We start from the raw sequence: 22573 nt of genomic DNA on the forward strand, positions 1-22573 counted from the left end.
TAGGCGACCGGCGGCTAACCGACCGGACGCGATGCCGTGATCGTCCGATAGGCGATCGACGCCAGCCGGGCCTGGCCGTCCTTGCTGGGGTGGAACCAGTCCCAGTGGCTGAGCTGATCGGTGCCGAAGTCGTAGTCGTAGACCGCGTTGCCGTCGAAACGGCAGCGGCGGTCCTTCGCGCAGACCTCCTTCAGCACCCGGTTGTACTCCACCACCCGCTGCTGCACCCGGTCCCGGCGCAGGGTCGCCGCGCTGGTCAGATCGTCCGCGTCGGCCAGCATCGACGGGCAGATGCCCAGCTGCCACACCTGCTTGCCCAGCGGATTGACCCGGCCCTCCGACCACAGCCGCTTCAGGTTCGGCACGCTCGCCACGTACACCTGCGCCTTCGGCAGCACCGAACGCAGCGTGCCCAGGGCCTCCTCGAAGTCCGCGCGGAATCCGGCCACCGGGGTCATCGCCGACACCGACGCCCGGCAGGCGTCGTTCGCGCCCACCATCACCGTCACCAGGTCCGGGCCGCGCCCCGCCGCCTGGGCCATCTGCTCGGGCAGGTCGGCCATCCGGGCACCGGTCACCGCGTAGTTCCAGCTGCGCTCCGCCGCCCCGGTCACCCCGAGCAGCCGCACCGCCAGGCTGTCCACCTTGGCGTCGCTGCCCGTCGCCCACGACACCTCGGGGCAGTCCGACAGCACCGTGCACGCGTCGAAGCCGCGCGTGATGGAGTCGCCGACCGCGGCGATCGAGTCCGGGCTGCGGTCCCACACCGGGGCCGGCTTCGCGGCCCGGGCCTTCGTGCGCTCGGCGGCCGGCGCGCCCCCGCCGCCCGCGTCGCATCCGGCGAGGCCGAGCACGGCGGCCGCCACGACCGCGAGTGCCGCCCGCGTACGGCTGCTTCGCTTCCGCATCCCCTGGTGATCCCCTCGTCGTGGTCCCGGCGCCCGGTGCTTCCCCGGACTTCGCCCGGTGCTTCCTCCCATAACAACGTGCGGGGGTTCCCGGCCGGGCGCGCGGGAACGGAGCACCCCCGTACAAGCGTCCCCCTGGGTGAATGGCGGGGGTTTCCTGGCACCGGGACCGACGGTACGTCACACTCCTTGCGCCGCCGCAGGGTAGCCTCGCCATCAACGCGGCCGTCGCGCCACAGCCGCCCAGCCAGTCCGCAAGATGTCCCGCTCTGCCCGGAGGTTCCGGTGACGACACGTGGAGTTCTGTACGTGCACTCCGCGCCGCGCGCGCTGTGCCCGCACGTCGAGTGGGCCGTCGCCGGGGTGCTCGGCACGCGCGTCGGCCTCGACTGGATCCGGCAGCCCGCGGCCCCCGGTACCTGGCGCTCGGAGTTCTCCTGGCAGGGCGAGGCCGGCACGGCCTCCAAGCTCGCCTCGGCGCTGCGCGGCTGGCACCTGCTGCGCTTCGAGGTGACCGCCGAGCCCTGCGCGACCGCCGAGGGCGAGCGCTACAGCTGCACCCCCGACCTCGGCATCTACCACGCCGTCACCGGCATCCACGGCGACATCCTCATCCCCGAGGACCGCCTGCGCGCGGCGCTCACCCGCTCCCAGCGCGGCGAGACGGACCTGGAGGCGGAGATCGCCAAGCTCCTCGGCAAGCCGTGGGACGACGAACTGGAGCCCTTCCGCTACGCGGGCGAGGGAGCTCCGGTGCGGTGGCTGCACCAGGTGGTGTGAGCACCGCACCCCCGGATCCGACGAAAGGGCCCCCACCAGCCGGTGGGGGCCCTTCGCGTGGGTCCGTCAGATGGTCCGGAACGCCAGGACCACGTTGTGACCGCCGAAGCCGAAGGAGTCGTTCAGCGCGGCGATACGGCCCTCGGGGAGGGTCCGCGGCTCACCGACGACCACGTCCGCGTTGACCTCGGCGTCGAGCTCGCGCACGTTGATGGTCGGCGGAGCCGTACGGTTCACCAGCGCCAGGATCGACGCGACGGTCTCGATACCGCCGGCACCGCCGAGCAGGTGACCCGTCATCGACTTGGTCGCCGAGATGGCCATGTGGTCGACGTCGTCGCCGAACACCTTGCGCAGCGCCTTGATCTCCGCGACGTCGCCCTGCGGCGTCGACGTGGCGTGCGCGTTCACGTGCACGATCTCGGCCGGCTTCAGGTCCGTGTTGTCGAGCAGGTTCTGCAGCGCGTGCGCGATGCCGTTGCCGGAGGGCTCCGGCTGCGTGATGTGGTGGCTGTCCGCGGAGATGCCCTGGCCGACGGCCTCGGCGTAGATCCGCGCGCCGCGGGCCTTCGCGTGCTCCTCGGACTCCAGCACGATCACACCGGCGCCCTCGCCGAGCACGAAGCCGTCACGGCCGGAGTCGTAGGGACGGGACGCGCCCTGCGGGTCGTCGTTGTTCTTGGACATCGCCATCATGTTGCCGAACGCGGCGATGGGCAGCGGGTGGATGGCGGCCTCCGTACCACCGGCCACGACCACGTCCGCACGCCCGGTGCGGATCATCTCGATCGCGTACCCGATGGCCTCCGCGCCCGAGGCGCAGGCCGAGACCGGGGTGTGCACACCGGCCCGGGCACCCAGCTCGATCCCGACGTTGGCGGCCGGGGAGTTGGGCATCAGCATCGGCACGGTGTGCGGGGAGACGCGGCGTACGCCCTTCTCCTTGAGCACGTCGTACTGGTCCAGGAGGGTCGTCACGCCACCGATGCCGGAGGCGATGACCGCACCGAGGCGGTCGGGGTTCACCGAGGAGTCCTCACCGGCCCTGGCGGTGAAACCGGCGTCCTTCCAGGCCTCCTGGGCGGCGATCAGCGCGAACTGCGCGGACCGGTCCAGCTTGCGGGCCTGCGGGCGGGGGATGATCTCGCCCGGCTCGACGGCGATCTGCGCGGCGATGCGGACGGGCAGTTCGGCCGCCCACTCCTGCTCCAGGAGGCTGACGCCGGACTTGCCGGCGAGCAGACCCTCCCAGGTGGAAGCTGCGTCGCCACCCAGCGGTGTGGTTGCGCCGATACCGGTGACGACCACGGTGCGATTGGTCGGGCTCACGGGAATTCTTTCTCCAACGGATGCGGGATTCTACGGCGCCACCGCCGGGTGGCGGGGCCTTGCAGCCTGGGGCCTAAAGGGTGGCTCAGGCCTGGTGCTTGAGGATGTAGTCGGTCGCGTCGCCGACCGTCTTGAGGTTCTTGACGTCCTCGTCCGGGATCTTCACGTCGAAGCGCTCCTCGGCGGCGACGACGACCTCGACCATGGACAGCGAGTCGACGTCCAGGTCGTCGGTGAAGGACTTGTCCAGCTGGACGTCCTCGGTGGGGATCCCGGCGATCTCGTTCACGATCTCGGCGAGACCGGCGACGATCTCTTCCTGAGTGGCGGCCATGTCAGGCGCTCCTTCTTGATATTCCGACGGTTTTACGGCGTCCGCCGCTACAGCGGCGGATGGTGCTGCTCCCGCACCGGATCGCATGATCCGGCACGGAGTGCCTAGGGGAGGGTAACGACCGTGGCGGCGTAGACGAGACCCGCCCCGAATCCGATGACGAGCGCGGTGTCGCCACTCTTCGCCTCCCCGGTCGCCAGGAGCCGCTCCATCGCGAGCGGGATCGAGGCGGCCGAGGTGTTGCCGGTGGTGCGGATGTCACGGGCGACCGTGACGTGCTCCGGCAGCTTCAGCGTCTTCACCATCGAGTCGATGATCCGCACGTTGGCCTGGTGCGGGATGAAGACGTCCAGGTCGTCCGGGTTGATTCCGGCCGCGTCCAGCGCCTGCTGGGCGACCTTCGCCATCTCGAACACGGCCCAGCGGAACACCGCCTGGCCCTCCTGCGTGATCGCAGGGAACTTGACGTTGCCCTCGCTGTCGAGCGGCAGTTCGGTGAGGTCGCCGATACGGAACCGGTCCCAGGGGACGGTCTGCTTGATCGTGCCGGACTTGTCGCCCTCCGAGCCCCACACGGTCGGGCCGATGGCCGGCTCCTGCGAGGGTCCGACGACGACCGCGCCGGCGCCGTCGCCGAACAGGAAGGCCGTGGCCCGGTCCTCCAGGTCGGTCAGGTCGCTCAGCCGCTCCACACCGATCACGAGCACGTACTCGGCGGAACCTTCCACCACCATGCCCTTGGCGAGGGTCAGGCCGTAGCCGAAGCCCGCGCAGCCGGCCGAGATGTCGAAGGCGGCGGCCTTGTCGGTGCCCAGCTTGTCGGCGATCTCGGTGGCGACGGCGGGGGTCTGGCTGAAGTGCGAGACGGTCGACACGACCACGGCGCCGATCTGCTCGGCGCCGATGCCCGCGTCGGCGATCGCCTTGCCGGCGGCCTCGACGGACATCGCGGCGACCGTCTCCTCGGGACCCGCCCAGTGCCGGGTCTCGATGCCGGAACGCGAGCGGATCCACTCGTCGGACGAGTCGATCTTCTCGAGGATCACGTCGTTGGGCACGACACGGGTCGGCCGGTAGCCGCCGACGCCGAGGATGCGCGCGTACGGGGCACCCTTGCTGGGCTTGATCTTCGCCATGTACGGCTCCTTAGGCCCCTGCGTGCTCGGCAATGAGCTCGCGGGCCGCGTCGAGGTCGTCGGGGGTCTTGAGGGCCAGCGTCTTCACGCCGGGCAGGGCGCGCTTGGCCAGGCCGGTCAGGGTGCCGCCCGGGCACACCTCGATGAGCGCGGTGACGCCCAGCTCCTTGAAGGTCTCCATGCACAGGTCCCAGCGCACGGGGTTGGCGACCTGGCCGACGAGCCGCTCCAGCACCTCGGCGCCGTTCGCGACGGTCCGGCCGTCCTTGTTCGAGACGTAGGGGACCTTCGGGTCGGCGGGCGTGAGCTCCGCGGCGGCCTTGGCCAGGGTCTCGACGGCCGGGGCCATGTGGTGCGTGTGGAAGGCGCCGGCGACCTTCAGCGGGACGACCTTGCGGACACCCTCGGGCTTGTCCTCGTTCAGCGCGGCCAGCTGCTCCAGCGTGCCGGCGGCGACGATCTGGCCCGCGCCGTTGATGTTCGCCGGGGTCAGGCCCAGCCTCTCCAGGTGCGCGACGGACGTCTCCGGGTCACCGCCGAGCAGCGCCGACATGCCGGTCTCGGTGATCGCGGCGGCGTCGGCCATGGCCAGGCCCCGCTTGCGGACGAGAGCGAGCGCGGCGGTGTCGTCCAGGACCCCGGCGAAGGCGGCGGCGGTGATCTCGCCGACACTGTGGCCGGCGACGGCACCCGGGGCGATCTCGGACGTGTCACCGAGTGCCGCGGCGGACAGCAGTCCGGCGGCGACGAGCAGCGGCTGGGCCACCGCGGTGTCGCGGATGGCGTCCGCGTCGGCCTGGGTGCCGTAGTGGACCAGGTCCAGTCCGAGGACGTCGGACCACGCGGCGACGCGGTCGGCGGCACCGGGGAGGTCGAGCCAGGGAGTCAGGAAGCCGGGCGTCTGGGCGCCCTGGCCGGGAGCGACGAGTACGAGCACTCTCACACTCTCTCTTGGGGACGGCCACGGCCGCCCGTGGGGACAGGGACGAAGAACACGGGGGGCTTTTGTGGGCCCCCCACAAAACCCTATGCCTGGGCTTCACCATCGGCCAGACGCCCCAGGATGAGCGCGATCCGCAGTGTGAACGCGGATCGTACATCCGATGGCGACCAACCGGTGACATCAGTCACACGTCGGAGCCGGTAGCGCACGGTGTTCGGGTGAACGAAGAGCATGCGGGCCGCGCCTTCCAGGCTGCTCGCCTGCTCCAGGTAGACACTCAACGTTTCGAGGAGCGCCGAGCCCGCTTCCTCCAGTGGTCTGTAGATCTCCTCCACCAGCTGCTCGCGGGCGCCCGGATCGCCTGCGATCGCCCGCTCCGGCAGCAGATCGTCCGCCAGGACCGGCCTCGGGGCGTCCTGCCAGGCGGAACACGCCTTCAGGCCCGCGGCGGCGGCCTGCGCGGACCGCGTGGCGGCCAGCAGATCGGGGACGACGGGCCCCGCGACGACCGGTCCCGCGGCGAACGGCCCGATCAGCGACTTGGCGACCGCGAGCGGATTGTCGCTGCCGCCGGCGATGACGACGAGCCGCGCCCCGAGGACCCCGGTGAGCACCTGCAGTTTGGCGTGCCGGGCGGCCCGCCGGATCGCCTCGACGGTCAGCTCGCTGTCCCCTTCGGGCGCGGTGCCGAGCACCACGCACACGTGCTCCGGCGAGTTCCAGCCGAGCGCCGCGGCCCGGCTGACGGCGCCCTCGTCGGCCTCGCCGCTGAGTACCGCGTTCACCACGAGCGACTCCAGCCGCGCGTCCCAGGCACCGCGTGCCTCGGCGGCCTGCGCGTACACCTGGGCTGTGGCGAAGGCGATCTCCCGGGCGTACACGAGCAGCGCCTCGCGCAGCACGCTCTCGTCGCCGGGGGCGGCCACCTCCTCGATGGCGCTCTCCATGACCTCGATGGTGGTCCGCACCATCTCCACGGTCTGCCGCAGCGTGATCGCCCGCGTCAGCTCGCGCGGCGCGGTGCCGAAGACGTCGGTGGAGATCGCCTGCGGGGCGTCCGGGTGCCGGAACCACTCCGTGAAGGCCGCGATGCCCGCCTGCGCCACGAGCCCGATCCAGGAACGGTTCTCCGGAGGCATGGCCCGGTACCACGACAGGGTCTCGTCCATGCGCGCGATGGCCTGCGCCGCGAGACTCCCGGCGGACCTCTCCAGCCGCTTCAGGGTCGCGGCGTGCGGATGGAAGCCGTGTGCTGCGGGATCGCTGCTGTGGGATTCGGGTTCGGGCACGGGGACAAGACTGCCTTATCCGGACGCCGGGGTGCGCTGCCGGGTCGTGGTTGCCCGTACCGAGACCTTCGCGGCGGCGACTACCGTGGTGTCCGTGATGGACGTACGGCGCGCCGGTGAGCGCTACCGCGGAGGGGACCCCGGGGCGGGGATCGACTCCCACCACGCCTTCTCCTTCGGCCCGCACTACGACCCGGACAATCTGCGCTTCGGCGCGATGATCGCCTGCAACGAGGAGCGGCTGGCGCCGGGCGCCGGTTTCGACGAACACCCGCACAGCCACACCGAGATCGTGACCTGGGTGGTCGAGGGCGAACTGACCCACCGCGACTCCACCGGGCACGAGACGACGGTGCGCCCCGGCGACGTCCAGCACCTCAGCTCGGCGGCGGGCGTCCGGCACGTGGAACGCAACGGCGGTGCCGGCCCGCTCACCTTCGTCCAGACCTGGCTGGCCCCGTCGGCCCCGGGCGGCGCCCCCGCCTACGAACTGGTCCCCGGCATCGCCGACTCCACGCCGTACGCCGTCGCCGGGGCCGCCGCCCTGCTGCACGTGCGCCGCCTGGCACCGGGGGAGCGGGCCGCCGTACCGGACGCCGCGTACGTGTACGCGCACGTGGTGCGCGGGGACGTACGGCTCGCGGGCGAGGAACTGCGCCCCGGCGACGCGGCGCGGATCACCGGGGCGAAGGGCCTGGAGGTGACGGGGGTCACGGCGGCGGAACTGCTGCTGTGGGAGCTGTCGCGGTGAGCCCCGCCGCGCCCGCTCATTCCTTGGTGGACGGCTCCTCGGCGTTGCGCCACACCGTGACGTCCACCGTCATGTAGTCGCCCAGGTCGGACTTGGGGGCGGTGCCCTGGAAGGTGACCAGGGCGATGTGCCCGGAGGTGGTGTGCACGCACAGCTGCGAACCCCGGGACAGCTGCGAGAGCTTGGCCTGCTCGGCGTACCGGGTCTCGGTCCGGCAGGTGTCGAGCGAGCCCTGCTGCGCGTTGTTCAGCAGGACGATCTTCTTGCCGCTGCTGCCGAGGATCTTCTCGTCGTCGAAGCTGCCGCTCTCGTAGAACAGGTCGGCGTCGTCGACGTACTGGGCGCCGACGTCGTCGTAGAGCGGCTTGGGCGGCGAGTCCGCGAACCGCACGTAGTAGTTCATCGGGATGTCGATGCCCTTGAAGCTGATCGGCTCGGGGTCGGGCCGGGCCGAGGAACCGACCGCCGAGCCGGAGTCCGAGTCGGAGCCGGAACCCGAGCCGGAGTCCGTGCCGGGGGTCGCGTCCGGTGAGGCGCCGGAGTGTGCGGCCGAGCCCTTCGCGGAGCTGTCGCCGGCCTTGTCCTTCGTGTCCTTGCCCATCTGGGTCAGGTACACGGCGGCGCCACCGCCGACCAGCACCGCCGCCACGACGACCGCGGCGATCAGTCCGAGCCGTCCCTTGCGCTTCGGCTTCTGACGCGGACCCGGCTGCGGCTGCGCGCCGGGCCACGGAGCGGCCGGTCCGGCCGCGGCCGGCGGGCCGTACGACTGCGGGGGCACCGGAGTGTGCTGCGCCGGGGTGTGGTGCGCGGCCGCGGGCGGCGGGGTGGGGGAGGCGGCGGCAGGCGCCGGCGTGTGCTGCGCCGGCGTCGGCGGCGGGGTGTGCGGTGCGGTGGCCGGCGGGGCGGGGCTGGCGGACACCGTCGGCATGGCGTGCGGGGCCGGCTGGTCGGCGTGGGTCACCGGAGCGGTCGGCGGCGGCGCCGGCACCGCCGCGGTGGGCGTGCCCGTGGGCGGGGTGGCCGGCGGTGCCGGCGTCGCGGTGGCGGGCCGGGTCACCGGTGCGGTCGCCGGGAGCGGCGTCACCCCCGCGGCCGGCTGGGTCACCGGCGCGGTCGCGGGCGGGGCCTGGGTGGGGGCGGCCGGCTGGGCCGCCAGCGCGGCGGACGCCGAGACCCGCCGGGTGATCTGCGTGCCGATGGCCGCCGGCAGCCACTCCCCGGACTGGCGCAGTCCGCCGGGGGACGCCTCCTGGCACAGCGTGATGATCTCCGCCGGGGAAGGCCGGTCCGCCGGGTCCTTCGCCAGGCAGCGGGCGATGAACCCGAGGGCGTCCGGGAGGCCGCCGAGGTCCGGCTCCTCGTGGACGATCCGGTACAGCACGGCGTGCGAGGGCCCGTCGCCGTAGGCACCGGAGCCGCGGGCCGCGAACGCGGCGACCTGGCCGAGCGCGAACACGTCCGAGGCGGGGGTGATCTCCCTCCCGGCGGCCTGCTCGGGCGACATGAAGGCGGGGGTGCCGACGGAGACGCCGGTGCCGGTGAGCGCGGTGGCGTCGGTGGCCCGCGCGATGCCGAAGTCGATGACCCGGGGGCCGTCCCCGGCGAGCAGCACGTTGGACGGCTTCAGGTCACGGTGCACGATGCCCGCGGCGTGGATGACCGACAGCGCCTCCGCGACACCCGCGACGAGCAGGAGCAGGGTGGGCACGGGGAGCGGGCCGTGCTCGGTGACGGCCGCCGCCAGCGAGGGGCCCGGTACGTAGGCGGTGGCCAGCCAGGGCCGCTCGCCCTCGGTGTCGTAGTCGATGACCGGCGCGGTGTACAGGCCCTGGACGCGCTGCGCGGCCTGGACCTCCTGCCGGAACCTGCGGCGGAACTCGGGGTGCTCGCTCAGCTCCGGCCGGATCGTCTTGAGGGCGATCGGGTGCCCGCCCGGGGTGTACGACAGGTACACCGTGCCCATGCCGCCGGATCCGAGGCGTGCCGCGAGCCGGTAGGCCGCCACCGCCTGTGGGTCACCGCTCTCCAACGGCCGGAACTGGCCGTCCGTCTGCAGGCCGCCCATCACTTACCCCCGATGCCCTGTGCCGGTAATTCGCTTGTGCACGGGGGAGGTTAGCGGACACCGATCAGTGCGCGCCGCGTGTCTCGCCAAGGACCGCGTCCGTGAACACCGGCCACACCTCGACGGCCCAGGGCCCGAACGCCCGGTCCGTCAGGGCGACGGCGGCCAGCCCGGCGTCGGGGTCGAGCCACAGGAACGTACCGGACTGCCCGAAGTGGCCGAAGGTCCGCGGCGAGGAGGAACCGCCGGTCCAGTGCGGGGACTTGCCGTCGCGGATCTCGAAACCGAGCCCCCAGTCGTTGGGGTTCTGGTGCCCGTACCCAGGCAGCACTCCCTTGGTGCCCGGGTACTGCACGGTCATCGCGTCCGCGACCGTGCGCGGGTCCAGCAGCCGCGGCGTCTGCACCTCCGCCGCGAACCGCAGCAGGTCCTCGACCGTCGAGACGCCGTCCTTGGCCGGGGACCCCTCCAGCGAGGTGGCCGTCATCCCCAGCGGCTCCAGCACGGCCTGCCGCAGGTACTCCGCGAACGGGATGTCCGTCGCCTTGGCGATGTGGTCCCCCAGCTGCTCGAACCCGGCGTTGGAGTACAGCCGCCGCTCCCCGGGCGGGGCGGTCACCCGGTGCTCGTCGAAGGCAAGACCGGAGGTGTGCGCGAGCAGATGCCGGACCGTGGACCCGGGCGGGCCGGCCGGCTCGTCCAGCTCGACCGCCCCCTCCTCGTACGCGACCAGCGCCGCGTAGGCGGCCAGCGGCTTGGTGACCGAGGCGAGCGGGAAGCGGTGCCCTACGGGTCCGTGGGTCCCGAGGACGGTCCCGTCGGCTCGTACGACACCCGCCGCGGCGGTGGGGACGGGCCAGTTCTCGATCAGCGCCAGGCTCTGCAACGACATGCCGCCGAGCCTATGCGGCTCACAGCTCCAGCCGCATCGAGGGGTCGGGCTTGCGCACGAAGCCGAGCGAGGCGTACAGCGGCTCGGCCGCGGCGGAGGCGTTGAGGTCGACCTGCCGGGCCCCGCGCACCCGGAACCACTCCAGCAGTTCCTCCACGCACGCGCGCGCGTGGCCGCGCCGGCGGGCGTCCGGGTCGGTGGCGACGCTGAAGACGTGGCCGACCCGCCCGTGCGGATTGCCGGTCCGCCCGATGCGGTACTCCAGCGCCCCGGCCGCCAGCGCGGCCAGCGCCCCGGGCCGGCCGGGACGCTCGACGACGAAGGCGACGAAGTCCCCGTCCGTGTCGGCGAGCCGGTCCCGCAGCGTCGGCAGGGACTCCGCGTGCCAGTCGGTCGGGCCGCCACCCGACTCGAACATCGAATCGATCATCACCTGCCGCAGACGCAGGACCTCGGCGGCGTCCTCGGGCAGGGCCCGTCGTACGAGACTCATGGGCCGCACGCTAATCACCGGCCCCCGCGTCCGTCCCGTGGATTTCCTACCCGGGTCCGCTTGCTTGGAGTGCACTCGAAGGTCATAGCGTGGGGGCATGACGGTGATGCAGACCACGCCAGCGGACACCGCGCCCACCGACCCCGTCGACATCTGCGCCGCACCGCCCCGGCGCCATCCACGCCCCGACGGCCAGGACCGCTACACGATCAGCGAGGTCGTCGCGTTCACCGGCCTCACCGCGCACACCCTGCGCTGGTACGAGCGGATCGGCCTGATGCCGCACGTCGACCGCTCGCACACCGGCCAGCGCCGCTACAGCAACCGCGACCTGGACTGGCTGGACTTCGTGGGCAAACTGCGGCTGACCGGCATGCCGGTGGCGGACATGGTCCGCTACGCGGAACTGGTGCGGGAGGGCGAGAGCACGTACGCGGAGCGGCGGGAGTTGCTGGAGTCGACCCGCAAGGACGTGCTGGCCCGGATCGCGGAACTGCACGACACCCTCGGGGTCCTGGACCGGAAGATCAGCTTCTACGCCACGGAGACGCCGGCACCGGACACCCTGCGCCCCCCGGCCGACACCCTGCGCCCCGCGGCCGACGGCCGCTAGAGCTCGGCCAGCAGCTCGGCCTTCTTCGACGAGAACTCCTCGTCCGTGACCAGCCCCGCCTGGTGCAGCTCCCCGAGGTGCCGGATCCGCTCGGCGATGTCGGCGGGGTCCCGGCGCGCCGGCACCAGCACCGCCGACGTCGGCCGGGTCCGGACCGCCGCCAGTACGGCCGCCGCGAACGGCAGCGACTCGTGCACCGGCCCGTACCCGAGCCCGAAGACCACCGAGGCCGGGTCCTGGTCGGGCTGGGCCGGCCGCTCGGCGCCCGCCTCGCGCGGCAGCAGGCGCAGGTGCCCCTCGAAGACCTCCGGCGAGCGCCACTCCACCCCGCTCAGCCCGGCCACCGGGAAGCTCTGGTCGCCGGCCTTCCACTTCGCCGAGGAGGCACCGGTCCAGGACCAGCGGAACTGCACCGACGTGCCGTCGAAGGAGGCCTTGGCGTCGGCGGCCTTGAAGTGCAGCGGCGCCTCGGGCACCGCGACCAGGTGCCGGTCCACGGGGCCGGAACCGGTCAGCAGGCCCTTCACCTCGTCCGCGTAGTACTCGGCGAGGGTCTCCCGGTCGGCGGACAGCACGAGCCGGTACGGGTCGGAGCCCTCCTTGAGCTGGCCGGCGGCCGCCTCCATCAGCGGGTCGGCGCCGGCCCGGGGCACGAGGCGCAGGACGACGGTGCCGCGCCTGCCCGGCGTGAGCGTCACGTCCTCGACCGCGGACAGCGGGATGCGCCGTTCCCCGAGTGCCTGGAAGAGCCTGGGTGTTCGAATCCCCCGTTCGTAGCGGATGAACACGGAGTCGGACTCGAACCCCCAGACGGCATGAAAACCCGCCAGTACGTCACCCATGCGGCTCATCGTATGCGGCACGTGCTCCTCCGTCGCCACCCGCGCAGACCGCACTTCCTGTTGTCTCTACGCGCGTCCGGCCGTCGTCGTGCCGGGCAGACCGGCCCGGCACGCATCGTTCTCATGGGCACACGTCACCGCGTCGTACGCCCCCACGCCGACGTCGGCGAGGTTGCGCAGGCTGTCCGTGCCCGGCTGGAAATAGCCGGCGTGCCCCTGCGCGTCCCGCGCGGACAGCACCCGCGCGCCGAACGCCGAGGACACCGGGTCGGCCCCGTGCCCGAGCCCGCCGAGCTCCAGGTACGGCACGTCCTGGATCCAGTCCGTGGCGTCCCGCATGGCCCACACCCGGGCCGTGGTGCCCAGCCGGTCGGCCCTGGTGACCCGCATGCCGGGGCTCGCGGCCACCGCTATGTCGGTCACCCGGCGCGGCATGTCGTGGGCGGCGACCCCGCAGACCACGGTGCCGTAGCTGTGGCAGACCATCGCCACGCGGGCGCGGCCCGGCAGCGCCCGCAGCAGGCCGTTCAGCCGCACGGCGCCCTCCTGGGCGCGCAGGCCGGTGGCCGCGTCCACACCGAGCCCGTCCGGCGCGGTGTAGTCGGCCCACGCGATCACGGCCGTACGCGTCGAGGGGCCGGCGTCGCGCTGGGCCGAGTAGAGCGCCTTGGCCATGCCGACCGGCGCCGTGTACCTGCGGTACGTCCGCTGGAAGGTGAGCAGGTCGGTGTCGACACCGGGGACGACGACCGAGACCCGCTGCGCCCGGTCGAGGTTCCCGAAGACCTCCGCGATCCGGCCCGAACCGGCGGGGTCGAACGCGAGGATGTGCCGGCCGCGGCTCAGCAGCGACTCGTAGCGGTGCATGCGGCGTCCCGCGTCCTGCTGACCGGCCGCACTGAGCCGGTTGTCGTGCATGCGCTTCTTCTCCACCTTGCGGGCCTGGTCCAGCGCGATGTGGTTGGCCTTGTAGCGCAGGGTGACGGGCGCGCCGTTCATGTTGCCCACCGCGAGCGGGTAGCGGTGGGCGAGCCGGTCGCGGTCCGCGGCGGACAGCGAGGCGAAGAACCGGCCGAGCCGTGCCGGGGCGGACTCCGGGTCCGGCAGCGGGAAGCCGTGCACGCGACCGCGCTCCCATTTGGTGAGCGAGGCCTGCAGCGCGCCCGAGTCGCGGTGGCTGCGCATGGCGGTCCAGCCGGTGGTCGCGAGCATCACGAACACGACGGACAGCGCCAGCAGTGCGCGCCAGACGTTGAGGGGCGGGGAGGTGTCGAAGGAAGTCACTGGGAGGACACACTAGGAGAACGGGAGGGTCTCGGGGTAACCGAGTGACGGGGATCACGTTTCGGTGCGCACCGAACACTCGGCCGCTGGTCTGCGGGGCGGTCGACGGGTCGATCTTCGGGGATGCCCGGCCAACGACCTCAGACCGTGCGCCAGTTCCCGGTCAGCGCGGAACCCACCTGATCGAGGTACGCCGCGGTGAGCGTACGGATCGCCTCCAGGCTGAAGTCCCCGCCCGTGCTCCACTGCCGTTCGGTGACCCTTATCACCCCGCCGAACACGGCCACGGCCAGCCTCGGCCGCGGGTCGGCGTCCACGTCCACACCCTCGCGCTCGGCCAGCACGCGCGCGATCGTCTCCTCGGTCGCGGCCGAGCGGCGCAGATGGGCGGCGAGCAGTGCGGGCGTGGACTCGATCGTCCGGTACATGCGCAGGTAGAGCTCGACGGGGACGGCCGACTCGACGGTCTCCCGGATGGCGTCCCAGCCCTCCAGGACCGCCTGCCGCAGCGCCTCCATCGGCGCCTCGTGCGCCGGACGCCCGCGTACGGCGGCCACGAAGTGCGCCTCCGTCATCGCCTGGACCGCGAACGCGGCGTCCTCCTTGCCGGCGAAGTACCGGAAGAAGGTGCGCTGCGAGACGTCGACGGCCTCCGCGATCTCGTCGACGGTCGTGTGCTCGTACCCGTGCGTGGTGAAGAGTTCGAGAGCGGCCCGCAGCAGCGCCTCCCGGGTACGCCGCTTCTTGCGCTCGCGCAGCGTCTCCATGGTCTCTCTTCCGTGAATTTCCGACCGGCTCGTCCCTTGTGCCGGTGTCCTGTCAGTTACCGACTAGTGAATTGGTCTGTCAACTGTCAGTGGCTGTCACTAACCTCGAAGGTATGACTAGTCAGACCACCGTCGACACCACGGGGCCGGGGGACAAGGCGCCGGCAGCCCCGTCGGAGGCGACCCCGACCGCCGGCCTGCGCGGCCATCCATGGCTCACTCTCCTCACCGTCGCCGTAGGCGTCATGATGGTGGCCCTCGACGGCACCATCGTGGCGATCGCCAACCCGGCGATCCGGGACGACCTGCACGCGACCTTCGCCGACGTGCAGTGGATCACGAACGCCTACTTCCTGGCCCTCGCCGTCACGCTCATCACCGCCGGCAAGCTGGGTGACCGCTTCGGCCACCGGCAGACCTTCCTCATCGGCGTGACCGGCTTCGCCGCCGCCTCCGGTGCCATCGGCCTGTCCCACAGCATCGCCGCGGTCGTCACCTTCCGCGTCTTCCAGGGCCTGTTCGGCGCGCTGCTGATGCCGGCCGCCCTCGGCCTGCTGCGCGCCACCTTCCCCGCCGAGAAGCTCAACATGGCGATCGGCATCTGGGGCATGGTGATCGGCGCCTCCACCGCGGGCGGTCCGATCCTCGGCGGCGTCCTGGTCCAGCACGTCAACTGGCAGTCGGTGTTCTTCATCAACGTGCCCGTCGGCGTGCTCGCCCTCGCCCTCGGCACGCTGATCCTGCTGGACCACCGCGCGAAGAACGCCCCGCGCTCCTTCGACATCCCCGGCATCGTGCTGCTCTCCGGCGCGATGTTCTGCCTGGTGTGGGCCCTCATCAAGGCGCCGACCTGGGGCTGGGGCGACGGCAGCACGTGGGCGTTCCTCGCGGCGTCGGTGCTGCTCTTCGGTCTGTTCGCCTTCTGGGAGACGAAGGTCGCCGAACCCCTGATCCCGCTGGGCCTGTTCCGCTCGGTCCCGCTGTCCGCGGGCGTGGTGCTGATGGTCCTCATGGCCATCGCCTTCATGGGCGGCCTCTTCTTCGTCACCTTCTACCTCCAGAAGGTGCACGGCATGAGCCCCGTCGACGCGGGCCTGCACCTGCTGCCGCTCACCGGCATGATGATCGTCGGCTCTCCGCTGGCGGGCGCCGCGATCACCAAGCTCGGCCCGCGCATCCCGCTGGCCGGCGGCATGGCCGTGACCGCGGTCGCCATGTACGGCATGTCGACGCTCGAGGCCGGGACCGGCAGCGCGGTGATGTCGGTCTGGTTCGCCCTGCTCGGCCTCGGTCTCGCCCCCGTGATGGTCGGTGCCACCGAGGTCATCGTCGGCAACGCCCCGATCGAACTGTCCGGTGTGGCGGGCGGCCTCCAGCAGGCGGCCATGCAGATCGGCGGCAGCCTGGGCACGGCCGTGCTGGGTGCCGTGATGGCCTCCAAGGTGGACAGCGACCTGCCCGGCAACTGGACCGGCGCGGGGCTGCCGAAGCTGACCCCGGCCCAGCTGGACCAGGCGTCCGAGGCGGTCCAGGTCGGCGTGGCCCCGGTGCCGCAGGGCACCCCGGAGCCGATCGCCGCGAAGATCACCCAGGTCGCCCACGACACCTTCATCTCCGGCATGAGCCTCGCCTCCCTGGTGGCGGCCGGCGTGGCGGCGGTCGCCGTGCTCGTCGCGCTGCTCACCAAGCGGGGCGCCAACGCGGAGGCGGGCGCGGGCGTGGGTCACATCTGATCCGCGCGCGTCCCCCCTCAGCGGGCGGAATTCGCTCATCAGGGTGACGGCGCTCAAGATCCCTCGCCCCGGGCGCGCGCCACAGGTCACAGTGGGTCAAGTCCTCCGCAGGGCATGGGAGGACGGCCGGGCCGTGGCGCGCGCTGCCGGAGGGGGGCGGCGCGCGCAGGTCTGCCCCGGCGCAACCGGGGTACCCGCACAGTGAAGCCGAACTGTCCACAGGCCTCAGGGAGTTGATGATGGCTGGCTTCGGGCACGGAACGCGCGGGTACCCCCGGTCACGCGGTCGGACGTGGCAACGGTCCGGGCCGGACCGCGCGACGCTCGGGATCATCGGTGCCATCTGCGCGGTGGCGGGTTTCTTCGCGCTGGGCATCGTCCTCGGCCCGGTCGCGATGTTCTGCGGCTGGCAGTCCATGGGCCGCAAATGGTCCAACGACCGTGAGATCCCGGCCCTGGTGGCCCTGATCCTGGGCGCCATCGACACCTTGCTGGCGATCGTCGCCCTGGCGGGCGCCGCCACCTGGGGCCACGGGCTCCTGTAGCGGGTGTCCCTGCCGCGCGGGTCCGCGCCCCGGCGGGGCGCGGACCCGCGCGGCGCCGCGATCAGCGCGGCTGCTCCTGTCGTTCCGTCAGCCGGGCCACCTCCGCCCGCAGCAGCCGGACCTCCTCGGTCAGCGAGGCGATCGCCTCCGTCTGCCGCCGCTCCTCCACGTCGTCCTTCTCGAACCGGGCGATGAACCACGCGGCGATGTTCGCGGTGACCACACCCAGCAGGGCGATCCCGGACAGCATCAGGCCGACCGCGATCATCCGCCCCAGCCCGGTCGTCGGCGCGTGATCCCCGTACCCGACCGTCGTCATCGTCGTGAACGACCACCAGACGGCGTCACCCAGCGTCCGGATGTTCCCGTTCGGCGAGTCCCGTTCCACGGACAGCACCGCGAGCGAGCCGAACATCAGCAGCCCGACCACCGACCCCACGACATACGTCGTCAGCCGGATCTGCGGAGCCATCCGCGCCCGCCGCCCCACCAGCAGCAGCGTGGACACCAGCCGCAGCAGCCGCAGCGGCTGGAGCACCGGCAGCACCACGGCGATCAGGTCGGGCCAGTGCCGTCGGACGAATTCCCCGCGGTGGGTGGCGAGCGCCAGCCGCACGACGTAGTCCACCGCGAACGCGCCCCACACCGCCCATTCGACGGTCGTGCACGCGGTCGTCAGCGAGTCTCCCGCGGATCCGTCCACGATCGGCACCGCGTACGCGACGGCGAACGCCACCGCCAGCCCCAGCAGGGGCCGTTGGGTACGCCGTTCCCAGGCCGCCTGCGCCGGTTGTCGTTCCATACCCCGCATCGTAAAGAAAAGGTAAGGGCGGTGGAGGATCGAACTCCACCGCCCTCGGGGGCCCGGCTCAGCGCCGCGGCACGGTCAGGCGTCGCCGCCCGCCGCGCCCGGGTCCGCCGCCGAGACGTCGAGCAGCTGGTACCGGTCGATGGCCTGCTTCAGCACGGACCGGTCGACCTTGCCCTCGCGCGCCAGCTCCGTCAGCACCGCGACCACGATCGACTGGGCGTCGATGTGGAAGAAGCGGCGCGCGGCACCCCGGGTGTCCGCGAAGCCGAAGCCGTCGGCGCCGAGGGACTGGAAGGTGCCCGGCACCCAGCGCGCGATCTGGTCCGGAACCGCGCGCATCCAGTCGGACACGGCCACGAACGGCCCCTCGGAGCCGCCGAGCTTCCGCGTCACCCACGGCACCCGCTGCTCCTCCTCCGGATGCAGCAGGTTGTGCTCCTCGCACGCCACGGCCTCGCGGCGCAGCTCGTTCCACGAGGTCGCGGACCACACGTCCGCCCGGACGTCCCAGTCCTCGGCGAGGATCCGCTGCGCCTCGAGCGCCCACGGAACCGCGACACCGGAGGCCATGACCTGCGCCGGGATCGAGCCGCCCGTGGCCTCGGCGATCCGGTGCACGCCCTTGACGATGCCCTCGACGTCCACGCCGGCCGGCTCGGCCGGGTGCTGGATGGGCTCGTTGTAGACGGTCAGGTAGTAGAAGACGTCCTCGCCCTGCGGGTGCTCGGGCGAGGAGCCGTACATGCGGCGCAGGCCGTCCTGCACGATGTGCGCGATCTCGTAGGCGTAGGCCGGGTCGTACGCCACGCAGGCCGGGTTGGTCGAGGCGAGCAGCTGGGAGTGGCCGTCCGCGTGCTGCAGACCCTCACCGGTCAGGGTCGTACGTCCGGCGGTCGCACCCAGGACGAAACCGCGCGCCAGCTGGTCGGCCATCTGCCAGAACTGGTCGCCGGTGCGCTGGAAACCGAACATCGAGTAGAAGACGTACACCGGGATCAGCGGCTCGCCGTGCGTGGCGTACGCCGAGCCGGCCGCGATCAGCGAGGCCGTGCAGCCCGCCTCGGAGATGCCGTCGTGCAGCATCTGGCCGGTCGGCGACTCCTTGTAGGCCAGGAGCAGCTCCCGGTCCACCGACTCGTACTGCTGTCCCAGCGGGTTGTAGATCTTCGCGCTCGGGAAGAAGGAGTCCATGCCGAACGTGCGGTACTCGTCCGGCGCGATCAGCACGAACCGCTTGCCGATCTCCTTGTCCCGCATGAGGTCCTTGAGGAGGCGCACAAAGGCCATCGTCGTCGCGATGGACTGCTGGCCCGTCCCCTTCTTCACGGTCGCGTACGCCTTGTCGTCCGGCAGCTGCAGCGGCTTCGCGCGCACGACCCGCGTCGGCACGTACCCGCCGCACTGCTTGCGGCGGTCGTGCATGTACTGGATCTCCTCCGAGTCCCGGCCCGGGTGGAAGTACGGCGGCAGGCCGGAGTCCAGCTCCTTGTCGGAGATGGGCAGGTGCAGGCGGTCCCGGAAGCGCTTGAGGTCGTCGACCGTCAGCTTCTTCATCTGGTGCGTGGCGTTGCGGCCCTCGAAGTTCGGGCCCAGCGTCCAGCCCTTGACCGTCTTGGCCAGGATGACCGTCGGCTGGCCCGTGTGCTCCAGGGCCGCCTTGTACGCCGCGTAGATCTTCCGGTGGTCGTGCCCGCCGCGGCCCAGCATCAGGATCTGGTGGTCGGTCATGTTCTCGACCATCGCGCGCAGCCGGTGGTCGTCGCCGAAGAAGTGGTCGCGGATGTAGGAGCCGGACTCGGTGGCGTAGGTCTGGAACTGCCCGTCCGGGGTGGTGTTCATCCGGTTGACCAGGACGCCGTCACGGTCCTGGGCGAGCAGCGGGTCCCAGGAGCGGTCCCAGATCAGCTTGATCACGTTCCAGCCGGCGCCCCGGAAGACCGACTCCAGCTCCTGGATGATCTTGCCGTTGCCGCGCACCGGGCCGTCGAGCCGCTGCAGGTTGCAGTTGACCACGAAGGTCAGGTTGTCCAGGCCCTCGCGGGCGGCCAGGCTGAGCTGGCCGAGCGACTCGGGCTCGTCCATCTCGCCGTCGCCGAGGAACGCCCACACGTGCGACCGGGAGGTGTCGGCGATGCCCCGCGCCTGCATGTAGCGGTTCATCCGCGCCTGGTAGATCGCGCCGAGCGGGCCGAGGCCCATGGAGACGGTCGGGAACTCCCAGAAGTCCGGCATCGAGCGCGGGTGCGGGTAGCTGGAGAGGCCGTCGGGGTACTTCGACTTCTCCTGGCGGAAGCCGTCGAGCTGCGTGTCGGTGAGCCGGTCGAGCAGGTAGGCGCGCGCGTAGATGCCGGGGGAGGCGTGGCCCTGGAAGAAGACCTGGTCGCCGCCGTCGCCCTCGTCCTTGCCCCGGAAGAAGTGGTTGAAGCCGACGTCGTACAGTGAGGCGGAGGACGCGAAGGTGGCGATGTGGCCGCCGACGCCGATGCCGGGCCGCTGCGCGCGCGAGACCATCACGGCCGCGTTCCAGCGCGTGGCGTTCAGGATCCGGCGCTCGATCTCCTCGTTGCCCGGGAAGAACGGCTCGCTCTTGGTCGGGATCGTGTTGACGTAGTCCGTGCTGCGCATCTCGGGCACGGCCACGCGCCTCTCGCGAGCCCGCTCGATCAGGCGCAGCATGAGATAACGGGCCCGTTCCCGGCCGCGCTCGTCGACGGCGGCGTCGAGGGAGTCGAGCCACTCCTGGGTCTCTTCGGGATCGAAGTCAGGAACCTGACTCGGAAGGCCGCCAATGATGATCGGGTTGCGATCGGATCCGGAAGCCACGCTGTTCCTTACCTGTCGGAGGGCCGCTGTTTCACATGTCCTGTTCGTGCCTGCACCGTTCCCCATCGTGTACCTCGGGAACACGTACGTCATCTCTACTGCGGGGTAACGGTGCACAGTGCCGGTCAAAACGCAACGATACGCCCGGGGTGTGACGTGATTGGCAAAGTTGTTCGAGAGGCGTGACAACACATGATTCCGAACGTGGCATTCCGGGCACTTCGGCGTGATGTGAGCCGTGGAAAATCGGGATACGGTGCCAGGAGTTGCGTCGACACGGCCAGGATCGTCACCGTTTCGGCGGTCCCGGCGGCCGGGTACTTGCGCGATCCGTCCCGCACGTGTGGACTACGGCCAATGCTTCGCGCACGCGCGTGGCTGAGATATTCACCAAGACATGATCAGGAGGCAACCCGTGAGCGCGACCGCGGACCACGCGGAGGAGCGGACGAACCCTGCCGCCAGGCTGGGGTTCCAGCCCGGGCAGGTGGTCCAGGAGATCGGCTACGACGACGACGTCGATCAGGAGCTCCGCAAGGCCATTGAGGAAGCCGTCGAGGGCGACCTGATGGACGAGGAATTCGACGACGTGGCCGACGCCGTTGTGCTGTGGTTCCGTGACGACGACGGCGACCTGACGGATGCGCTGGTGGACGCCACCACGTACATCGAAGAGGGCGGCGCGATCCTGCTCCTGACGCCGAAGACCGGCCGTTCGGGGTACGTGGAGCCGAGCGACATCCAGGACGCCGCCACCACGGCCGGCCTCACGGCGTCGAAGAGCGTCAGTGTGGGCAAGGACTGGAGCGGCTCCCGTCTGGCGACGCCTAAGGCGGCCAAGTCGAAGCGGTGACCGACACGTCACTCCCGGACGGGCCGGCTTCGCCCCGGCCCGTCCGGAACACCTCGGTGCCCGCTGCGTAGGGTGGGGCCCAGCGTTTGCTGTGCTCTCATCCGAACGGCCCACCGAAGGGATGCACGACGATGGCGATCCAGGTCGGCGACAAGGCGCCCGACTTCGAGCTCAAGGACAACCACGGCCGCACCGTGAGGCTCTCCGACTTCCGCGGCGAGAAGAACGTGGTCGTGCTCTTCTACCCCTTCGCCTTCACCGGTGTCTGCACCGGTGAGCTGTGCGAGCTGCGCGACAACCTCCCGAGGTTCGCCGACCGCGACACCCAGCTGCTCGCCGTCTCCAACGACTCCATCCACACCCTGCGCGTCTTCGCCGAGCAGGAGGAGCTGGAGTACCCCCTGCTCAGCGACTTCTGGCCGCACGGCAAAGTCTCGCGCGCGTACGGCGTCTTCGACGAGGACAAGGGCTGCGCCGTGCGGGGCACCTTCATCGTCGACAAGGAGGGCGTCGTGCGGTGGACCGTGGTGAACGGCCTGCCGGACGCCCGTGACCTGGACGAGTACGTGAAGGCTCTGGACACCCTGTAGGCCGACCGCGGGTCGACACCTGTGATTCGTCGGCTCCAACGTCTGCGAGGCACGGGAACCCGTCACTAGGATCGGCACGTTGATCCCATAACCGAAGCAGACCGGGGCTCCCCGCCCCTGGACACCACATGGAGGACCCGTGGGAGTCAGCCTCAGCAAGGGCGGCAACGTATCGCTGACGAAGGAGGCCCCGGGCCTGACCGCCGTCATCGTCGGTCTGGGCTGGGACGTGCGCACCACGACCGGCACCGACTTCGACCTCGACGCCAGCGCGCTGCTGCTCAACAACTCCGGCAAGGTCGCGAGCGACCAGCACTTCGTCTTCTTCAACAACCTCAAGAGCCCCGACGGCTCCGTCGAGCACACCGGTGACAACATCACCGGTGAGGGCGAGGGCGACGACGAGCAGATCAAGATCAACCTGGTCGGCGTCCCGGCCGACATCGAGAAGATCGTCTTCCCGGTGTCGATCTACGACGCCGAGAACCGCCAGCAGTCCTTCGGCCAGGTCCGCAACGCGTTCATCCGCGTGGTGAACCAGGCGGGCGAGCAGGAGATCGCGCGCTACGACCTGAGCGAGGACGCCTCCACCGAGACCGCCATGGTCTTCGGGGAGCTCTACCGGCACGGGGCGGAGTGGAAGTTCCGGGCCATCGGCCAGGGCTACGCCTCCGGCCTGCGAGGCATCGCCCAGGACTTCGGCGTCAACGTCTGACACCGACAGCCCCGCACCATTCCGGCGCCGACCGTTTACGGTCGGCGCCGGACGCGCAGGACAACCGAAGAAGC

22 protein-coding genes are annotated in these 22573 nt (G+C 71.4%); 8 read left to right on the forward strand and 14 right to left on the reverse strand.

Annotation, left to right across the window (positions count from 1 at the left end):
• Positions 1 to 14: 14 nt before the first annotated feature.
• A complete protein-coding gene (locus BLW57_RS26615) occupies positions 15 to 908 on the reverse strand; it encodes an SGNH/GDSL hydrolase family protein (protein ID WP_093477943.1) in 894 nt (297 codons plus the stop codon).
• 285 nt (positions 909 to 1193) lie between these two features.
• Here BLW57_RS26615 and BLW57_RS26620 point away from each other — a divergent pair, with 285 nt between their 5' ends.
• Complete coding sequence (locus tag BLW57_RS26620; protein ID WP_073893621.1) at positions 1194 to 1688, forward strand: DUF3145 domain-containing protein; 495 nt, start codon at positions 1194 to 1196, stop codon at positions 1686 to 1688.
• Positions 1689 to 1754: 66 nt separating this feature from the next.
• Here the strand turns inward: BLW57_RS26620 and fabF are convergent, their stop codons facing one another.
• The 5 genes from fabF to BLW57_RS26645 form a co-directional block, all read right to left on the reverse strand.
• The gene (fabF, locus tag BLW57_RS26625; protein WP_093477945.1) at positions 1755 to 3017 is read right to left on the reverse strand and encodes a beta-ketoacyl-ACP synthase II; all 1263 of its coding nucleotides are present in this window, start codon (positions 3015 to 3017) and stop codon (positions 1755 to 1757) included.
• Between the two features lie 85 nt (positions 3018 to 3102).
• Positions 3103 to 3351 carry an acyl carrier protein gene (locus tag BLW57_RS26630; RefSeq protein ID WP_018545314.1) on the reverse strand — a complete coding sequence of 83 codons (249 nt, stop codon included), beginning with the start codon at positions 3349 to 3351 and terminating at the stop codon, positions 3103 to 3105.
• A 104-nt stretch (positions 3352 to 3455) separates the two neighbouring features.
• On the reverse strand, positions 3456 to 4487 hold the full coding sequence (locus BLW57_RS26635; RefSeq protein WP_093477946.1) for a ketoacyl-ACP synthase III: 1032 nt from the start codon (positions 4485 to 4487) through the stop codon (positions 3456 to 3458).
• Between the two features lie 10 nt (positions 4488 to 4497).
• Positions 4498 to 5424, reverse strand: a complete 927-nt coding sequence (locus BLW57_RS26640) for an ACP S-malonyltransferase (protein WP_093477948.1) — start codon at positions 5422 to 5424, stop codon at positions 4498 to 4500.
• Positions 5425 to 5513: 89 nt separating this feature from the next.
• Entirely contained in the window at positions 5514 to 6719 is a 1206-nt protein-coding gene (locus tag BLW57_RS26645; protein ID WP_093477949.1) for a PucR family transcriptional regulator, read from the reverse strand.
• Between the two features lie 97 nt (positions 6720 to 6816).
• Here BLW57_RS26645 and BLW57_RS26650 point away from each other — a divergent pair, with 97 nt between their 5' ends.
• On the forward strand, positions 6817 to 7470 hold the full coding sequence (locus BLW57_RS26650) for a pirin family protein (RefSeq protein ID WP_093480898.1): 654 nt from the start codon (positions 6817 to 6819) through the stop codon (positions 7468 to 7470).
• Between the two features lie 16 nt (positions 7471 to 7486).
• Here the strand turns inward: BLW57_RS26650 and BLW57_RS26655 are convergent, their stop codons facing one another.
• The 3 genes from BLW57_RS26655 to BLW57_RS26665 all read right to left on the reverse strand — a co-directional run bounded on the left by BLW57_RS26655 (position 7487) and on the right by BLW57_RS26665 (position 10923).
• A complete protein-coding gene (locus tag BLW57_RS26655; protein WP_093477951.1) occupies positions 7487 to 9538 on the reverse strand; it encodes a serine/threonine-protein kinase in 2052 nt (683 codons plus the stop codon).
• A 64-nt stretch (positions 9539 to 9602) separates the two neighbouring features.
• The gene (locus BLW57_RS26660; RefSeq protein WP_093477952.1) at positions 9603 to 10430 is read right to left on the reverse strand and encodes a serine hydrolase domain-containing protein; all 828 of its coding nucleotides are present in this window, start codon (positions 10428 to 10430) and stop codon (positions 9603 to 9605) included.
• 19 nt (positions 10431 to 10449) lie between these two features.
• Positions 10450 to 10923, reverse strand: a complete 474-nt coding sequence (locus BLW57_RS26665) for a GNAT family N-acetyltransferase (protein ID WP_093477954.1) — start codon at positions 10921 to 10923, stop codon at positions 10450 to 10452.
• Positions 10924 to 11020: 97 nt separating this feature from the next.
• Between BLW57_RS26665 and BLW57_RS26670 the strand changes: the two genes are divergently transcribed.
• Positions 11021 to 11536, forward strand: a complete 516-nt coding sequence (locus BLW57_RS26670; RefSeq protein ID WP_176985728.1) for a MerR family transcriptional regulator — start codon at positions 11021 to 11023, stop codon at positions 11534 to 11536.
• On the opposite strand, the gene BLW57_RS26675 is transcribed toward BLW57_RS26670, so the two are convergent.
• The 3 genes from BLW57_RS26675 to BLW57_RS26685 all read right to left on the reverse strand — a co-directional run bounded on the left by BLW57_RS26675 (position 11533) and on the right by BLW57_RS26685 (position 14429).
• Positions 11533 to 12378: a DUF4429 domain-containing protein gene (locus BLW57_RS26675; RefSeq protein WP_093477955.1), complete on the reverse strand. Its 846-nt coding sequence runs from the start codon at positions 12376 to 12378 to the stop codon at positions 11533 to 11535. The two genes, BLW57_RS26670 and BLW57_RS26675, sit on opposite strands and share 4 nt — an antisense overlap.
• 66 nt (positions 12379 to 12444) lie before the next feature.
• Positions 12445 to 13662, reverse strand: a complete 1218-nt coding sequence (locus BLW57_RS26680) for an alpha/beta hydrolase (protein ID WP_093477957.1) — start codon at positions 13660 to 13662, stop codon at positions 12445 to 12447.
• A 140-nt stretch (positions 13663 to 13802) separates the two neighbouring features.
• The gene (locus tag BLW57_RS26685) at positions 13803 to 14429 is read right to left on the reverse strand and encodes a TetR family transcriptional regulator (RefSeq protein WP_093477958.1); all 627 of its coding nucleotides are present in this window, start codon (positions 14427 to 14429) and stop codon (positions 13803 to 13805) included.
• Between the two features lie 113 nt (positions 14430 to 14542).
• On the opposite strand from BLW57_RS26685, the gene BLW57_RS26690 reads away from it, so the two are divergent.
• Together BLW57_RS26690 and BLW57_RS26695 are read left to right on the forward strand one after the other, a co-directional pair.
• Positions 14543 to 16162, forward strand: coding sequence for an MFS transporter (locus BLW57_RS26690; RefSeq protein WP_093477960.1), 1620 nt, complete (start codon positions 14543 to 14545; stop codon positions 16160 to 16162).
• Between the two features lie 236 nt (positions 16163 to 16398).
• Positions 16399 to 16707 carry a small hydrophobic protein gene (locus BLW57_RS26695; protein ID WP_073893593.1) on the forward strand — a complete coding sequence of 103 codons (309 nt, stop codon included), beginning with the start codon at positions 16399 to 16401 and terminating at the stop codon, positions 16705 to 16707.
• A gap of 61 nt (positions 16708 to 16768) precedes the next feature.
• Here the strand turns inward: BLW57_RS26695 and BLW57_RS26700 are convergent, their stop codons facing one another.
• Together BLW57_RS26700 and aceE are read right to left on the reverse strand one after the other, a co-directional pair.
• A complete protein-coding gene (locus BLW57_RS26700) occupies positions 16769 to 17509 on the reverse strand; it encodes a potassium channel family protein (protein ID WP_093477961.1) in 741 nt (246 codons plus the stop codon).
• A gap of 84 nt (positions 17510 to 17593) precedes the next feature.
• A complete protein-coding gene (aceE, locus tag BLW57_RS26705) occupies positions 17594 to 20341 on the reverse strand; it encodes a pyruvate dehydrogenase (acetyl-transferring), homodimeric type (protein WP_093477963.1) in 2748 nt (915 codons plus the stop codon).
• Between the two features lie 415 nt (positions 20342 to 20756).
• On the opposite strand from aceE, the gene BLW57_RS26710 reads away from it, so the two are divergent.
• The 3 genes from BLW57_RS26710 to BLW57_RS26720 all read left to right on the forward strand — a co-directional run bounded on the left by BLW57_RS26710 (position 20757) and on the right by BLW57_RS26720 (position 22499).
• Positions 20757 to 21194, forward strand: coding sequence for a DUF3052 domain-containing protein (locus tag BLW57_RS26710; RefSeq protein WP_176985729.1), 438 nt, complete (start codon positions 20757 to 20759; stop codon positions 21192 to 21194).
• Positions 21195 to 21325: 131 nt separating this feature from the next.
• Positions 21326 to 21784: a peroxiredoxin gene (locus BLW57_RS26715; protein WP_093477966.1), complete on the forward strand. Its 459-nt coding sequence runs from the start codon at positions 21326 to 21328 to the stop codon at positions 21782 to 21784.
• A gap of 139 nt (positions 21785 to 21923) precedes the next feature.
• Entirely contained in the window at positions 21924 to 22499 is a 576-nt protein-coding gene (locus tag BLW57_RS26720; protein WP_073893583.1) for a calcium homeostasis/redox stress adaptation protein, read from the forward strand.
• Positions 22500 to 22573: the final 74 nt, after the last annotated feature.

It is taken from the genome of Streptomyces sp. 1222.5 (assembly GCF_900105245.1).
Lineage (GTDB): Bacteria > Actinomycetota > Actinomycetes > Streptomycetales > Streptomycetaceae > Streptomyces > Streptomyces albidocamelliae.

Excerpts from the sequence above, each read along its gene's own strand:
- BLW57_RS26615 (WP_093477943.1), bottom strand. The coding sequence starts at position 908 with ATGCGGAAGCGAAGCAGCCGTACGCGGGCGGCACTCGCGGTCGTGGCG.
- BLW57_RS26630 (WP_018545314.1), bottom strand. The coding sequence starts at position 3,351 with ATGGCCGCCACTCAGGAAGAGATCGTCGCCGGTCTCGCCGAGATCGTG.
- BLW57_RS26635 (WP_093477946.1), bottom strand. The coding sequence starts at position 4,487 with ATGGCGAAGATCAAGCCCAGCAAGGGTGCCCCGTACGCGCGCATCCTC.
- BLW57_RS26650 (WP_093480898.1), top strand. The coding sequence starts at position 6,817 with ATGGACGTACGGCGCGCCGGTGAGCGCTACCGCGGAGGGGACCCCGGG.
- BLW57_RS26655 (WP_093477951.1), bottom strand. The coding sequence starts at position 9,538 with ATGGGCGGCCTGCAGACGGACGGCCAGTTCCGGCCGTTGGAGAGCGGT.
- BLW57_RS26660 (WP_093477952.1), bottom strand. The coding sequence starts at position 10,430 with ATGTCGTTGCAGAGCCTGGCGCTGATCGAGAACTGGCCCGTCCCCACC.
- BLW57_RS26665 (WP_093477954.1), bottom strand. The coding sequence starts at position 10,923 with ATGAGTCTCGTACGACGGGCCCTGCCCGAGGACGCCGCCGAGGTCCTG.
- BLW57_RS26670 (WP_176985728.1), top strand. The coding sequence starts at position 11,021 with ATGACGGTGATGCAGACCACGCCAGCGGACACCGCGCCCACCGACCCC.
- BLW57_RS26675 (WP_093477955.1), bottom strand. The coding sequence starts at position 12,378 with ATGGGTGACGTACTGGCGGGTTTTCATGCCGTCTGGGGGTTCGAGTCC.
- BLW57_RS26685 (WP_093477958.1), bottom strand. The coding sequence starts at position 14,429 with ATGGAGACGCTGCGCGAGCGCAAGAAGCGGCGTACCCGGGAGGCGCTG.
- BLW57_RS26690 (WP_093477960.1), top strand. The coding sequence starts at position 14,543 with ATGACTAGTCAGACCACCGTCGACACCACGGGGCCGGGGGACAAGGCG.
- BLW57_RS26695 (WP_073893593.1), top strand. The coding sequence starts at position 16,399 with ATGATGGCTGGCTTCGGGCACGGAACGCGCGGGTACCCCCGGTCACGC.
- BLW57_RS26700 (WP_093477961.1), bottom strand. The coding sequence starts at position 17,509 with ATGGAACGACAACCGGCGCAGGCGGCCTGGGAACGGCGTACCCAACGG.
- BLW57_RS26715 (WP_093477966.1), top strand. The coding sequence starts at position 21,326 with ATGGCGATCCAGGTCGGCGACAAGGCGCCCGACTTCGAGCTCAAGGAC.